This is a genomic window from Acinetobacter sp. ANC 4178 (genome assembly GCF_004331175.1).
Taxonomy (GTDB): domain Bacteria; phylum Pseudomonadota; class Gammaproteobacteria; order Pseudomonadales; family Moraxellaceae; genus Acinetobacter.
Genome location: NZ_SJOD01000001.1, coordinates 852396 through 865880, shown reverse-complemented (window position 1 = coordinate 865880; position 13485 = coordinate 852396). Strand labels below are relative to the sequence as shown.

The window sequence follows — 13485 nt, the reverse complement described above, 5'->3', positions numbered from 1 at the left end:
CAGAGATTGAATGAAACAAGACTTTTTTCTAGTTAAGCCCACTATACATTAAAAATAAAATTAATCAAGTTTATTTATATATATATTTAATTATCTTATAAAAGACATCCAAATCGTGACGGAATCTGTTGATCTGGCTAAGTTTTTTTAAAACAAGGTCATCGACTGCGCGAATACATTTAATCAGGAAAAATCAATTTACCGCTTTAAAATGGGATCTAAAAAAGATTTTATCCATCTTTTAAGGCTATAAGATTAAAATTTCGCCTGCATTCATCCTGTATTTAATCTTCACACTTTGTTCACAGGTACTTGGTTTATCTTAAGTTTGCAATCAAACAAGGCTTAAAAATGAAAATGCTATTCAAGTCACTTTTTGCCGCTGCAGCGCTGGCCACCATTAGCTTAAGTGTGACCACTCGAGCAGAAACTGTTAGGCCTCAAGCAGTAAATCAGGTGGATATTCAGAAGTATGCAGGTCAATGGTATGAAATTGCGCATTTACCGATGTATTTTCAGCGTAAATGCGTATCGAATATCACGGCACAATATAGCGTCAATGCCGATCAAACGATGGGAGTCTTGAATAGCTGCCGAATTGTCAATGGAGAGATGATCCGCTCTGAAGGTGTTGCCTATTCGCAAAATCAGGGTAACAGCAAACTGAAGGTCAGCTTTTTGCCTAAAGGTTTAAGATGGCTGCCCTTTACTAAAGGTCATTACTGGGTATTACGAGTAGATCCAGAATATAAAGTGGCACTGGTGGGTGGGCCAAGTAATAAATACCTGTGGATTTTGTCACGTGAACCGCAACTGGATGAAGCGACGTATCAGTCATATCTCGACACTGCGAAACATTATGGTTATGACGTAACAAAACTAATCAAATTGCCGCATTAACCGAATAGCCCTTTGCCGAACTGATAAATCTCTCTACAGTTCGGCTTTTTTTTCTTTACTTCACATAAAATTCATATCTAACTGATTAGACTCATCAAATAGAATAAAGACAGTAGCTTAAAATTAGGATAAGTCCATGTTGAAAAGTCTGATACGATGGATAGATAGCTGGTCTACAACTGCACAGCCTGAAATATTGAATGCTGAAAATAGCAAGATTCAGTGGTTGAGAATTTTGCCTTTTATTCTATTGCATCTGGCTTGTCTGGCCGTGTTCTGGGTCGGTGTATCATGGTTTGCGCTTGGCTTTATGCTGGCATTTTATCTGATTCGCATGTTTTCTATTACGGCTTTTTTTCATCGCTATCTGTCGCATAAAACCTTTCAGACCTCGCGTCCAGTGCAGTTCCTATTTGTATTACTCGGCACCATGAGTGCACAGCGTGGTCCCTTATGGTGGGCAGCCCATCATCGTTATCACCACCGCTATACAGATTCTTTACAAGACCCACATTCATCTACCCACGGTTTTTGGTATAGCCATGTGGGTTGGTTTCTGAATGAATATAACTTTGCCACGCGTAAAGAAGTCATCAAAGACTGGCTGAAATATCCGGAATTAATCTGGCTAGACCGGTTTAGTTTAATTGTGGTACTGCTGACCGCGGGTGGGGTTTATGCACTAGGAGAATGGTTGGCAATTGCTTGGCCGCAACTGGGGACTTCCGGCTTGCAATTACTGGTCTGGGGATTTGTAGTGTCTACCGTGTTGCTGATTCATGCGACCTTATGTATCAATTCACTGGCGCATCATTACGGCAGCCGTGATTTTGAGACTGATGATCAAAGCCGCAACAACTTATTCTTATCTATCATTACCTTGGGCGAAGGCTGGCACAACAATCACCATTATTATGCAGGCAGTACCCGACAGGGCTTTTACTGGTGGCAGATTGATGTGACGTATTACCTCCTAAAAATCATGTCTTGGTTCGGGATAGTCTGGGGCTTAAAGCCAATTCCAGCACGGGTCTATGACGTCAGTAAAATTGCTCAACTTAGAAAACAGAAAAAACTCACTACGACTGGCGCTCACACGATTCAATCGAAGGAATTACAATGAAAATCGCGATTATTGGTTCAGGTATTTCTGGTTTGTATGCGGCTTGGAAATTAAGTAAAGTGCATGAAGTTACCGTCTTTGAAAAGAATAACTACTTTGGCGGTCATACCGATACTCATCAGTTGAATATAGATGGCGAACAGGTCGCGGTGGACAGTGGCTTTATTGTATTTAATGAGCATAATTACCCACTGTTCTGTGCAATGCTCAAAGAGCTTGGGATTCAATCGCAAAGCAGTGACATGGGATTTTCGGTGAACAATCAGGTCACTGGATTGCAGTACAATCCGTCGAAGAAATTCTCGCTCTTGTTTAGACCGCAAAACTTCTTTAACGCTGATTTTCGCGTGATGTTGTCGGATTTGTTCCGTTTCTATGCTGCGAATAAAGATATTGATGTTGAACAGGTCGATGCACAGCTCAGTATTGATGCATATCTCAATCGACATGACTATTCCGAAGCCTTTCGTCAGGAACATCTCTATCCGATGTGCGGGGCGCTGTGGTCCTGTCCTGTGGAGCAAGCTGGACAGATTCCGTATAAATTTGTGGTGAGCTTTTTTCAGCACCATCGTATGTTGCAACTGAAAGAGCGACCTTCGTGGCTGACGGTCAAGGGTGGATCAGCGCGTTATGTTCGTGCCATTCAGGCCCAATCGAATATGACTTTCCGCAAGACGGGCGTGCTTCATGTATCCCGGTGTGCCAATGATGTAGTGATTGAAACTGTACAGGGCAGTGAACGTTTTGACTGGGTCATTTTTGCCAGCCATGCGGATGATAGCTTGAATTTACTTACAGACCCGTCAGCGCAAGAGCGGGAAGTACTTGGCAAGTTTCGTTATCAGGATAACCATATGGTGGTGCATTCCGATACTCATATCATGCCCAAATCCAAACGCCAATGGGCCAGCTGGCATGTCCATGTGACACCTAGCCGTGCGACCGAATCAACTCCATTCCAGCATCGTGGCATGCATTATGGTTTCAGTTACTGGATGAACCAGTTGCAAAACCTGAATTGTAAAACCCAAATCTTTGCCACACTCAATCCTAACTTTAACCTCGATCCGAAAAAAATATGGGTGGAACGATATTACCGTCATCCAGTATTTGATGCTGCCGCGATTGAGGCACAACAACGTTGGGCCGAGGTCAATGGTCAGAACCGGACGTCATACTGTGGTGCCTACTGGGGGTGGGGTTTTCATGAAGATGGAGCGCGTAGTGCTTCATGGGTCGTCAATCAGTTGCTGCAACACACTGAGCAAGCGGCTTAGGAGTACAGAATGCAAATGTATCCACTGGCTATCGCTTCTACCGAAATCCGCCATCGCCGCTATTTGCCCAAATCGCATGCTTTTGAGGTAAAGCTTAGCTATTTATGGTTTGATCCAGATCAACTGGCAACTTTTACCCAAAAATCTTGGTTCTGGTCTTCTAGTCGTTGGAATTTATTGACCTTGGATGAGCGTGACTTTCTGAACATGGAATATGGCTCGATTCGGCAGAAAGTTGCACGTTTACTGATCAAGCACGAAAACTATCATTTACCACATGCTGCATCCATCCGTGTACTGGCTTTGCCACGGACATTGGGTTTTCGTTTTAATTCGGTGGTGTTTTATCTGATCTTTGATGCGACCGATCAACTGATTTTTGTGCTGAGTGAAATCACCAATACGCCGTGGAATGAACGTCAGGTGTACATTCACGATTGTCGGCATAATGCAGCTGAACACGCACCCTACCAGAGCCACCAGTTTGATTTTAAAAAGGCCTTTCATGTGTCGCCATTCATGCCGATGTCGCTGGATTACCGTTGGCGTTTTAGCTTTTCAGAACAGCAAAATGTGATTCATATGCAGCTGTTTGAACAAGAAATATTACAATTTGATGCCACCATGAAATTTAAGCTAGAAGCCATCACACTTCCTTCACAGCAACATCGATATGCTGTTCTCAAAGTTCTTGAGCCCTTTAAGATGGTGAGCGGGATTTATCTACATGCTCTGCGCTTATGGAACAAGAAAATTCCGTTTTATCGGCATCCTAAAAAAGAAAAAGGAAATACATTACGATGAAAACACTGTTAATGGGAGAACATACCGAACTGCCGATAGTCCTACGCCATATGCTGAAATTGCGTCATGGTCAGTTGATATTTAAAGGTATTTGGAGTGGTTTGGTCGGGGAAAACTATAGTGATTTGCACGCGGTCATTCAAGTTCATGACCAACGCCTTATCGATTTGCTGTTCCGTAATGGCGTACTGGGGGCAGCAGAAGGCTATATTCGGGGTTACTGGAGCAGTGAAGATCTGGTCAATGTAATTCGTATTCTAGCGCGTAATCGTGATGTGCTTGATCGAATGAATCAAAATGTAGTGGCAAAAGCCAGCCAGTTCATACTCAAGGCTTGGTATAAATCCCGTAAGAATTCGATTGATGGAAGTCGCCAGAATATTGCTGAGCATTATGACTTGAGCAATGAGTTTTTTAAATTGTTCTTAGATTCCAGCATGATGTATTCCAGTGCTGTCTTTAAAGACCCTTGTATGAGCTTGGAACAAGCTTCAGATTATAAAAAAGAATTGATCTGCCAGAAACTTCAATTGAAACCGATGGACCATTTGGTCGAAATTGGTAGTGGCTGGGGAGGCTTCGCCATTTATGCGGCTCAGCATTATGGCTGTAAGGTCACCACCATTACCATTTCCAAGGCTCAGTATGATGAAGCACTCGCTCGAGTTGCTGAAGCGGGACTGTCTCATCGGGTGTCTGTACAGCTTCAAGACTATCGCTTATTGGAAGGTAAATACGACAAATTAGTGTCCATTGAAATGATTGAAGCAGTCGGTGAGCAGTATTTACCAACTTATTTCCGAAAATGCCGCGAGCTCCTCAAGCCGAATGGTCTCGCCTTGATACAGGCAATTACGATTGAAGATGCACGCTATGCCAAAGCTTTAAATACGGTGGATTACATTAAGCGTTATATTTTCCCTGGTAGTTTCATTCCTTGTATCAGTGTGATGACGCAAACGGCTTCTGAGCAAAAGCTTCGTCTCAAGCATCTGGAAGATATCGGTCAAAGCTATGCACAAACCTTGAAGTATTGGCGCCAGCATTTTCTGGATCAGCGTGATCAAGTCATGCAACTCGGTTTTGATGAGCGCTTTATCCGAATGTGGGATTTTTATCTGTGTTATTGCGAAGGCGGCTTCCGCGAAGGCGTGATCAGTGATGTCCATTTGCTGTTTGAAGCCAGTGCTTACTAAGCAGAGATAAAGCAGGAGGGCGACATGCTGCTAGATTTATTTTTGCTCAATGTCTTCATTATGCTCTGTAGCTGGGTATTGGTGACCTATAACCGCAGAGCAGGGCTGGTTGATGTTGCATGGAGTTTCAGTATTGCGCTCAATGTGATTATTGCAGCTTGGGCGATTGACAGTGCACCGCTGTTGGTTCGGTTATTTCTGGGACTGGCAAGTGGGATCTGGTTTTCGCGGCTGACTTGGCATCTGTTGCGGCGCTATGCTCATGAAACCCAAGAAGACACGCGTTATGCCAACATGCGCCGAGCGATGGGGGATTATCAGCATCTCGGTTTTCTGGTGTTTTTTATATTTCAGGCAGGTTTGGCGCTACTGTTTTCTTACCCAATGTTGAACTTGTTAAGTATCTCGACCGAGCAATGGAATGACTGGACTTCGGTCACTGTGATTGTGGCGGGCATGATCATGCTCTCAGCTTTGATAGGTGAAAGCACGGCCGATCAGCAGCTCTATCGTTTTAAGCTAAATCCGCAGAATCAAGGTAAAAGCATGGATCAGGGCTTGTGGAAATACTCACGCCATCCGAATTATTTTTTTGAATGGCTGCATTGGTTTGCCTATCCAGTGCTTGGTCTGGCCGCAGGAGTCTATGGTTTATGGGTCTATCCGCTGCTGATGTGGCTATTCCTGTACTACTTTACGGGGATTCCTTTTAGTGAAAAACAGGCACTGACCCACCGTGGCGACAATTACAAAGACTATCAACGACGAACTTCAATGTTTATTCCGTGGCCACCCAAAGAGTAGGTAAATACATGGACTTTATGATTCAACAATCTTTAAAACTGATCGAAAATGGCAAGGTGCCAGACCCAGTGATTCGTGCTGGTATTAAAATCTTGAGCAAAAAACGTCTGGCACAAGAAGGTCGGTTTGACCCCGCATTAGCAGCGCAGCGCTATATGGATGTGCTGACCATGCTGAAAAACAGTGAAATTGCTATCGAGACAGACAAAGCCAATGAGCAGCACTATGAACTGCCAACTGCATTTTTTCAGGCAGTACTCGGTAAGCGTCTGAAATATAGCGCGAGTCTCTTTGAACATGTTGATACGACGCTAGATCAAGCTGAAGAGGCCGCTCTTGCCTGCTACTGCCAACGAGCGCAACTGAAAGATGGTCAGGATATTTTGGAAATTGGTTGTGGCTGGGGTTCCTTAAGTCTGTATATGGCTGAGCGTTATCCAACGGCCCGTATTACGGTCGTGTCAAATTCTTCAACGCAGCGCGAGCATATTCAGGAACAAGCCCGTTTAAAGAAACTGGATAACCTGACGGTGATCACTTGTGATGTCAATGTGTTGCAACTTGAACCTGCCTCTTTTGACCGTGTGGTGTCGGTCGAGATGTTTGAGCATGTACGTAACTATCAAAAACTATTTGAAAATATCAGTATTTGGCTCAAACCAGATGGCTTATTGTGGTGTCATATTTTCTGTCACCGTTTCTTGCATTATCCGTTTGAAGTCAAAAATGAGTTTGACTGGATGTCACAATATTTCTTCAGTGGTGGTTTGATGCCGGCGGCCTCAACTTTCCTACATTTTCAGCAGCATTTGCAGCTAGAACAGCATTGGCAATGGGCGGGTACGCAATATGAACGTACCGCAAATGCTTGGCTAGAAAATATGGATGCTAAACAGACCGAGCTGAAGCCCTTATTTGAGCAAACCTATGGCGCAGATGCCGCAATCTGGTGGCAGCGTTGGCGGATTTTCTTTATGGCCTGTGCCGAACTGTTTGGTTATGACCATGGACGCGAGTGGGTGATTGGACACTTTCTGTTGAAGAAGAAAGCCGTATAATTGAACAGTGGGATGGGCCAGCGGGGAATGCATCAATGTTAAAGTTGTTTAGGGATAAACGTGATCATCCTCTGGGTGAGGTGTTTAACCGCTACTACTGGCTGCAAATCGGATTCATTGCCTTGTCTGTGGTGATTGGGATTGGCTTCAGTGCTTGGGTGATTAAAGGGTCTCTGCTCAGAACAGCGCTAGAACAGGAAATGTCACACTACTGGCAACGACTGGAACGCAATCCTGCCGCAGAATTGCCCGACACTAAAAATCTGTATGGTTACCGCTGGAACACTGTGCCACCGCCTCAATTTAAGACGATGCAGCTTGAGCAAGGGGTGAATCGGCATTTTGTCGATGGCAAGGAACGCATGACCGTTTATGGTGAAAAAGACGGGCAGCATGTACTGTTGGTTTTTGGCGAAAGTAATGTCAATAAACTGGTCTGGCTGTTTGGTCTGGCACCACTGATGGTTAGCCTATTTGTGCTGTATAGTGTGCTGTGGTGGTGGAATCGCCGTGCTCGGCGCTATTTTTCTCCAATTACCCGTCTGGCCAATGCACTAGAACATATTGACTGGGAACATCAAAAAAATCAGGCTTCGCCGTTTTATGACATCCGTACGGATTCAAATCTGGAAGCAGAATATCTGAAGCAGGCGCTAGAAAAATATCATCAGGTCTTAAGCGATTTTATTCAACGCGAACGTGAGTTTACCAGCGATGTCAGCCACGAGCTGCGTACCCCACTGACCATTTTAAAAGGCAATGTGCAGCTATGTCAGGCACGTTATGGCGATAACAAGTCGTTTACTCGTTTGCATAACACTATTGAAGATATGCAACTGTTGGTGGATACGTTGTTAGCAATCGCACGCAACACCACCGATACTTTAACGGCTGAACCGACTATGCTTTCAGAATGTCTGGAAAATCTGCTTCAGGATTTGGACAACGTGAGCCATAACAAAGGTATGCAGATTGATTTGCAAAAAGACCTCGATGAACAGCCTCGTAAACTTTACCCATCGATGACCAAAATGGTATTTGGTAATATTTTGCGGAATGCACTGAATTATTCACAAGGCACAGAAATTGATGTCATTCTGCAAAAAAATACAGTATTGATTGCAGATAATGGCGTCGGCATTCCTTTACCGAATAATTCAAAGGTGCAAGAACTGTCGGGGCAACAATTGCAATTAGAGATCAAAGGTCATGGCATTGGACTACAACTGGTACAGAAGTTGTGCAAGCAGTTGGGCTGGCGAGTGGAGTTGTTTGATCGGCATTATTATCTCAGTACCCATCAAGATGTTGATCTGGCGATGACGACTGGACTGATTGTTGTCGTGTATTTAAATTAGGACCCAGCTTCGAAAGCTTATGCTTCTAAAGTGATCTTTAACCCGACACCAGATATGGTATGAATCAGCTTTTTTTCAAAAGGCTTGTCCACCATTTTACGCAGATTATAAATATGACTACGCAGGGCATCGCTTTCAGGCTCTTCATCCCCCCAAAGTTCTATCATGATTTCCTGTTTAGTCAGAACTTTAGGTGAATGACGCATCAGTAGTTTGAGCAGTTTGAACTGAATGGGGGGCAGTTCAATGGTTTGTCCTGCACGAGTCAGTTGCTGTCTTGCAGGGTCCAGAATCAGATCATGAATTTGAAGACGGCCAGAGGAAACTTCACCCTGTGAACGCTTGATCAAAGCTTTGACTCGAACCACCAGCTCATTAAAGTCAAACGGCTTGACTAGATAATCATCCGTTCCTGAATTGAACCCTTTGAGTTTGTCATTCAGCGTATCGCGTGCGGTGAGCATCAGCACAGGAAGGTCCATACCTTCTTTATTTCGTAGCCATTCACAGAGTTCATAACCCGAACCATCAGGCAAGTTAATATCTAAAAGTAAAATATGATAGCGTTGCTGTTTGAGCAATTGGCGCGCAGCATTTAGGTTTCGAGCATGGTCGATCACAAAGCCGTGCTCTTCTAGAAACTCGCATAAGGTAGATGCCAGTTCATAATGATCTTCGACCATCAAAATAAAATGTTTAGACATAACTGTAGTGACTACTTTATTAATTGCTGTTTTAATTTAGCACTAAATGGCTGAGGACCTAGCCATATATTAAAATATTGCTGAGCCTGTGGGTTCTGAAGTTGTCCCTGAATTTTCTGGTTTAAGTATAGGCTTAAGGTGTGTGTGGCATGGCTATATTTTAGTTGGTATAGATCTCCTGAGTTTACTGGACGATACAAGTCGGTAATTGGATTGAAAACAGCATGCATTTTTTGATCTTTAATATTACGTTTGAGTAGATATGTAGCCGCACGTTTGAATGCCCACTCTGGAATATTCTGTGTATAGCTAAAATCCATCTGCATGTTTTGGCCTTGCCAAGACTGATTACAGTTTTGCGCAAAGTAACTGGCAACACCGACCTGTTTTTGTCCCACCATGAGTGGGCCATGACCACATTTATTTAAGCTCTGCGCATACGCCCACGAACTAAAACTCCCGAGCATCAGCACAGTGATTATGGCTACTTTTTGAAAGGCAGTACCCATGAATAGGTTCCTCCTACATATGGCAAAGAACGATATAGACCATTGGCAGGATCCCAGAAATCTTGTTGGAAAATAATTTGATGATTTTGGTTGACCTTTATTTCACTGATGCCAAAAGAATCCATTGTTCGTGTTTTCCCGAACATTTTAAAATCATAAACCATATGCCAATGCACATAGGCAGAATCTTGATGGTACGAAGTATTTAATAGACGGACAGTTACATTACTCACCCGCTGGTTCATACCCTGAAAATGTTCAAGCAGTTTTTTACGCGATGAAAATTGGGACAGCGTATCGTTAATAAAAAGCTGATCTGCATACAGTGCTCCAGCATTTTCAACGAATTTAGGTGTACCCATGGTATTAAATGCCGAAGTGAAGCGGGTGCCAATTTCTAATGCTTTTGCATCATCTAAAGTTATGCCCTGAATAGTGGCTCTGGCATTTGCATAATCCGAGGAATAACGAGGAACACTTTTACATCCTGACAGGAAAAGCACGGGTAAGGATAAGGCAATTGCCATTAACGTTTTGACTTGATTCATGTTCACTGTCCATCTTCACCGTTTATCCTCACACTTTAGGGGGGCTAGAGTGAACAGAATGTGAAGATAGAAGTTCAAGTCAGTACATTAAATAGAATTGTGGTGATCAATGATTAATTTTTTTTTAACCTTTTTCTCCAGCTATTAACCAATGAATAATATTCATGACATCATGATTCTCATTGTTTTTTCTGACCATTGCATAAAAATTATAGTCACAATAGATAAAACCAAAAGGGGCAATGATTCTTCCATTCAAAATTTCTTTTTCGACTAAAATTTGAGGGGCTATGGCAATTCCTAAGCCTGAAACAGCCGCTTCTATCATTAAATTGAGACTATCAAAATAACGATCATTCGTTTTTGGGGAAAAGTTAATTTTGGACTGATCAAACCATGTATGCCATGCACTTTTATTTGAGTGGGTATGAAGTAATGGATAGTTTAAAAGATCATTTACGGAATGAAGATGATTTATTTCCCGATTACAAATAGGCCCCATGTTATCGGGAAATAACAGATATTTATTCAAAAAGTTGGGAAGTAGATGATACTCACTGATGCTATTGATAAATATGTCAACTTTCTCTTTTTCTAACAATTTTAAGTCATTACATGTCATTAATTTAATATGGATATTGGGATAAATGACTTCGAGCTTTTCTAATCGAGGAATCAGCCAATTTGCCATAAAACTATGAGAAGCGCCTATGACAACTTCTACCTCTGACGTTTTATTAGTTAACTCAAAGACGCATTGTTCTAAACGATTAAAAAGCTGCGTACAAACGAGCGATAATTCTTCGGCATCCGCTGTCAGAGAGATGGTCGAGGAATGTCGAATAAACAATTTTTTATCTAACCATTCTTCTAGCTGTTTTATTTGATGGCTAATCGCACTATGGGTGACACATAATTCTTCTGCAGCTAAGCTGAAACTTTTATTTCTGGCGACGGCTTCAAATGCTTTTAAAGCATTAAGGGGAGGTAATGTTCTGCGTTTCATGTTGTAAAATTTTCTAACACCATCAGCTCAAAATATATCAATTATCAGAAAAATGAAAATATTTTAAGATCAAACAAGTTTTGATAGTAAAAGAGAGATGAGATGACAACCCCTTATACAGGTAATGGTCCCGATGAATTGGGATTTTTTGGTAAATTTGGCGGATGTTACATGCCAGAGAGCTTAATGCCCGCACTGCAAGAATTGGAGCAAGCCTTTAATACGGTTCGGCATAAACCTGAATTTTGGGCTGAATATCAGCAGATTTTAACGGACTTTGTTGGTCGCCCTAGTCCGCTTTTCTATGCAAAAAACCTAACAGCTTATGCAGGAGGTGCTCGAATATATCTCAAGCGAGAAGATTTGAACCATACGGGTGCACATAAGATCAATAATTGTGTGGGGCAAATCTTATTGGCCAAATTTATGGGGAAAACCAGAATCATTGCAGAAACTGGTGCTGGACAACATGGGGTTGCAACAGCAACGGTTTGCGCACTGTTTAAGATGAAATGTACCATTTTTATGGGAGAAACAGATATTCAGCGCCAACAAATCAATGTTGAACGCATGAAATTACTCGGTGCTGAAGTCAGAAGTGTTCAAAAAGGTCGTGGGACTTTAAAAGATGCGATGAATGAAGCATTACGTGACTGGATTCGTCATGTTGATACAACCTATTACCTGTTGGGTACGGGTGCAGGCCCTCATCCATATCCCTCGATGGTCAGAGAATTTCAGAAAATTATTGGTCTAGAAGCCAGAAACCAAATACTCTTCAAAGAAAATAAACTGCCTGATGCTTTGGTTGCTTGTGTGGGTGGTGGATCAAATGCACTAGGGTTGATGCATCCTTTTCTAGAAGACCTAAATGTCAAAATGTTTGGCGTTGAGGCAGGTGGAAAAGGAACAAATAGCGGTGAACATGCCGCCTCTATTTGCAAAGGTCAAGTTGGTGTGCTGCATGGCAATTTAACCTATTTATTACAAGATTTAGATGGGCAGATTTTAGAAGGGCACTCTATATCAGCTGGCTTAGATTATCCTGGTGTTGGTCCTGAGCATGGCCTTCTGTTTGAAACAGGACGTGTGACATATACGGCTATAACCGATCAAGAAGCTGTAAATGCATTTCAGCTTTTAAGCCAACAGGAGGGCATTATTCCTGCTCTAGAGAGTTCTCATGCGATTGCGTATGCGATTCAACTTGCTCAAGAAATGCAGCCAGAACAGATCATTATTGTCAATTTAAGTGGCAGAGGTGACAAAGACTTAAACACGGTCAAAAAATATCTTGCAGGAGCTACAGCATGAACCGTCTAGATCAAAAATTAGAGCAATTGAAACTGGAAAATCGAAGTGGTCTGGTCTGTTATTTTACTGCTGGAGATCCTAATTTCGTAGAAAGTTGTCGTCTGTTGAGCCAATTAGGTCAAGCTGGGGCTGACATTATTGAAGTTGGCATTCCTTTTTCAGATCCAGTGGCAGATGGAGAGATAATTCAAGCAGCGCATCTTAGGGCTTTAAGTGCAGGTCAAACGGTAAAACAGACCATTGAGTTGGTAAAAGCAATCAGGCTATATGATGAAAAAACACCAATAATTTTTATGACTTATTTAAATCCGATTATGCAATATGGTTTCGAGACACTTATCGCCGAAACAGAGAATCTTATAGATGGAATATTGATTTTAGATGCTCCATATGGATATCGAGAAAAATTCGAAGTGCAGTTAAATGAAAAAAATATGCATTTAATTGCAATGACAGCACCGACTACCCCAGTTGAAAGGTTAGAGCAAATCTCAGCGCGCGCGACAGGTTTTTTATATCATGTTGCAGAAAATGGCTTAACAGGAGGAGACTTCAATCTGTCTAATCTCGAGAAAAAGATTGCTGAAATTAAGCCTATTTTTAATATTCCAGTTGCAATTGGCTTTGGGATCAAAAATGAAAGTCATGTTAAAGCCTTAGCCAATAAAGTAGATTTGATTATTATCGGTTCAGCGCTTGTCGATACTTTTTTTAATAAGGGGATGAATGCGACTTTAGAAAAAGTCACAGCTTTTTCGCAAATACTTAGAGAAAATAAATAATATCCTGTTTCTTTAATCAGTATATTTAAAGTTAATTTATCAAGAACTATATCTGATAAAACCCTCTCCCATAAGGGAGATGGAACTTTGTATCTGGAT

14 protein-coding genes are annotated in these 13485 nt (G+C 42.1%); 10 read left to right on the top strand and 4 right to left on the bottom strand.

Annotated features, from left to right (window positions below; translation table 11 throughout):
* Nucleotides 1-351: 351 nt before the first annotated feature.
* From E0H87_RS04070 to E0H87_RS04035, 8 genes are all read left to right on the top strand, one after another.
* Nucleotides 352-900, top strand: coding sequence for a lipocalin family protein (locus tag E0H87_RS04070; RefSeq protein ID WP_131322423.1), 549 nt, complete (start codon nt 352-354; stop codon nt 898-900).
* Nucleotides 901-1036: 136 nt separating this feature from the next.
* Nucleotides 1037-2023: an acyl-CoA desaturase gene (locus E0H87_RS04065; RefSeq protein WP_131322422.1), complete on the top strand. Its 987-nt coding sequence runs from the start codon at nt 1037-1039 to the stop codon at nt 2021-2023.
* Nucleotides 2020-3303 carry an NAD(P)/FAD-dependent oxidoreductase gene (locus E0H87_RS04060; protein ID WP_131322421.1) on the top strand — a complete coding sequence of 428 codons (1284 nt, stop codon included), beginning with the start codon at nt 2020-2022 and terminating at the stop codon, nt 3301-3303. The genes E0H87_RS04065 and E0H87_RS04060 overlap by 4 nt, the downstream gene beginning before the upstream one ends.
* A 9-nt stretch (nt 3304-3312) precedes the next feature.
* A complete protein-coding gene (locus E0H87_RS04055) occupies nt 3313-4107 on the top strand; it encodes a DUF1365 domain-containing protein (protein ID WP_131322420.1) in 795 nt (264 codons plus the stop codon).
* Entirely contained in the window at nt 4104-5303 is a 1200-nt protein-coding gene (locus E0H87_RS04050; RefSeq protein ID WP_131322419.1) for an SAM-dependent methyltransferase, read from the top strand. The genes E0H87_RS04055 and E0H87_RS04050 overlap by 4 nt, the downstream gene beginning before the upstream one ends.
* A 24-nt stretch (nt 5304-5327) precedes the next feature.
* Nucleotides 5328-6107: a DUF1295 domain-containing protein gene (locus E0H87_RS04045; protein WP_131322418.1), complete on the top strand. Its 780-nt coding sequence runs from the start codon at nt 5328-5330 to the stop codon at nt 6105-6107.
* A gap of 8 nt (nt 6108-6115) precedes the next feature.
* Entirely contained in the window at nt 6116-7165 is a 1050-nt protein-coding gene (locus E0H87_RS04040) for an SAM-dependent methyltransferase (RefSeq protein ID WP_131322417.1), read from the top strand.
* Nucleotides 7166-7200: 35 nt separating this feature from the next.
* Entirely contained in the window at nt 7201-8523 is a 1323-nt protein-coding gene (locus E0H87_RS04035; protein ID WP_131322504.1) for a sensor histidine kinase, read from the top strand.
* Nucleotides 8524-8540: 17 nt separating this feature from the next.
* Here E0H87_RS04035 and E0H87_RS04030 read toward each other — a convergent pair whose 3' ends face one another.
* The 4 genes from E0H87_RS04030 to E0H87_RS04015 form a co-directional block, all read right to left on the bottom strand.
* Nucleotides 8541-9227, bottom strand: a complete 687-nt coding sequence (locus E0H87_RS04030; protein ID WP_131322416.1) for a response regulator transcription factor — start codon at nt 9225-9227, stop codon at nt 8541-8543.
* An 11-nt stretch (nt 9228-9238) separates the two neighbouring features.
* Nucleotides 9239-9736, bottom strand: coding sequence for a chalcone isomerase family protein (locus tag E0H87_RS04025; protein WP_131322415.1), 498 nt, complete (start codon nt 9734-9736; stop codon nt 9239-9241).
* Nucleotides 9712-10284 carry a nuclear transport factor 2 family protein gene (locus tag E0H87_RS04020; RefSeq protein ID WP_131322414.1) on the bottom strand — a complete coding sequence of 191 codons (573 nt, stop codon included), beginning with the start codon at nt 10282-10284 and terminating at the stop codon, nt 9712-9714. Before E0H87_RS04020 ends, E0H87_RS04025 begins: the two co-directional genes overlap by 25 nt.
* Nucleotides 10285-10408: 124 nt before the next feature.
* Nucleotides 10409-11290 (bottom strand): LysR family transcriptional regulator, encoded by an 882-nt coding sequence (locus E0H87_RS04015; protein WP_131322413.1) that lies wholly within the window; start codon nt 11288-11290, stop codon nt 10409-10411.
* A gap of 102 nt (nt 11291-11392) precedes the next feature.
* Here E0H87_RS04015 and trpB point away from each other — a divergent pair, with 102 nt between their 5' ends.
* Together trpB and trpA are read left to right on the top strand one after the other, a co-directional pair.
* A complete protein-coding gene (gene trpB, locus E0H87_RS04010) occupies nt 11393-12604 on the top strand; it encodes a tryptophan synthase subunit beta (protein WP_131322412.1) in 1212 nt (403 codons plus the stop codon).
* Nucleotides 12601-13386, top strand: a complete 786-nt coding sequence (trpA, locus tag E0H87_RS04005) for a tryptophan synthase subunit alpha (protein ID WP_131322411.1) — start codon at nt 12601-12603, stop codon at nt 13384-13386. Before trpB ends, trpA begins: the two co-directional genes overlap by 4 nt.
* Nucleotides 13387-13485 lie beyond the last annotated feature (99 nt).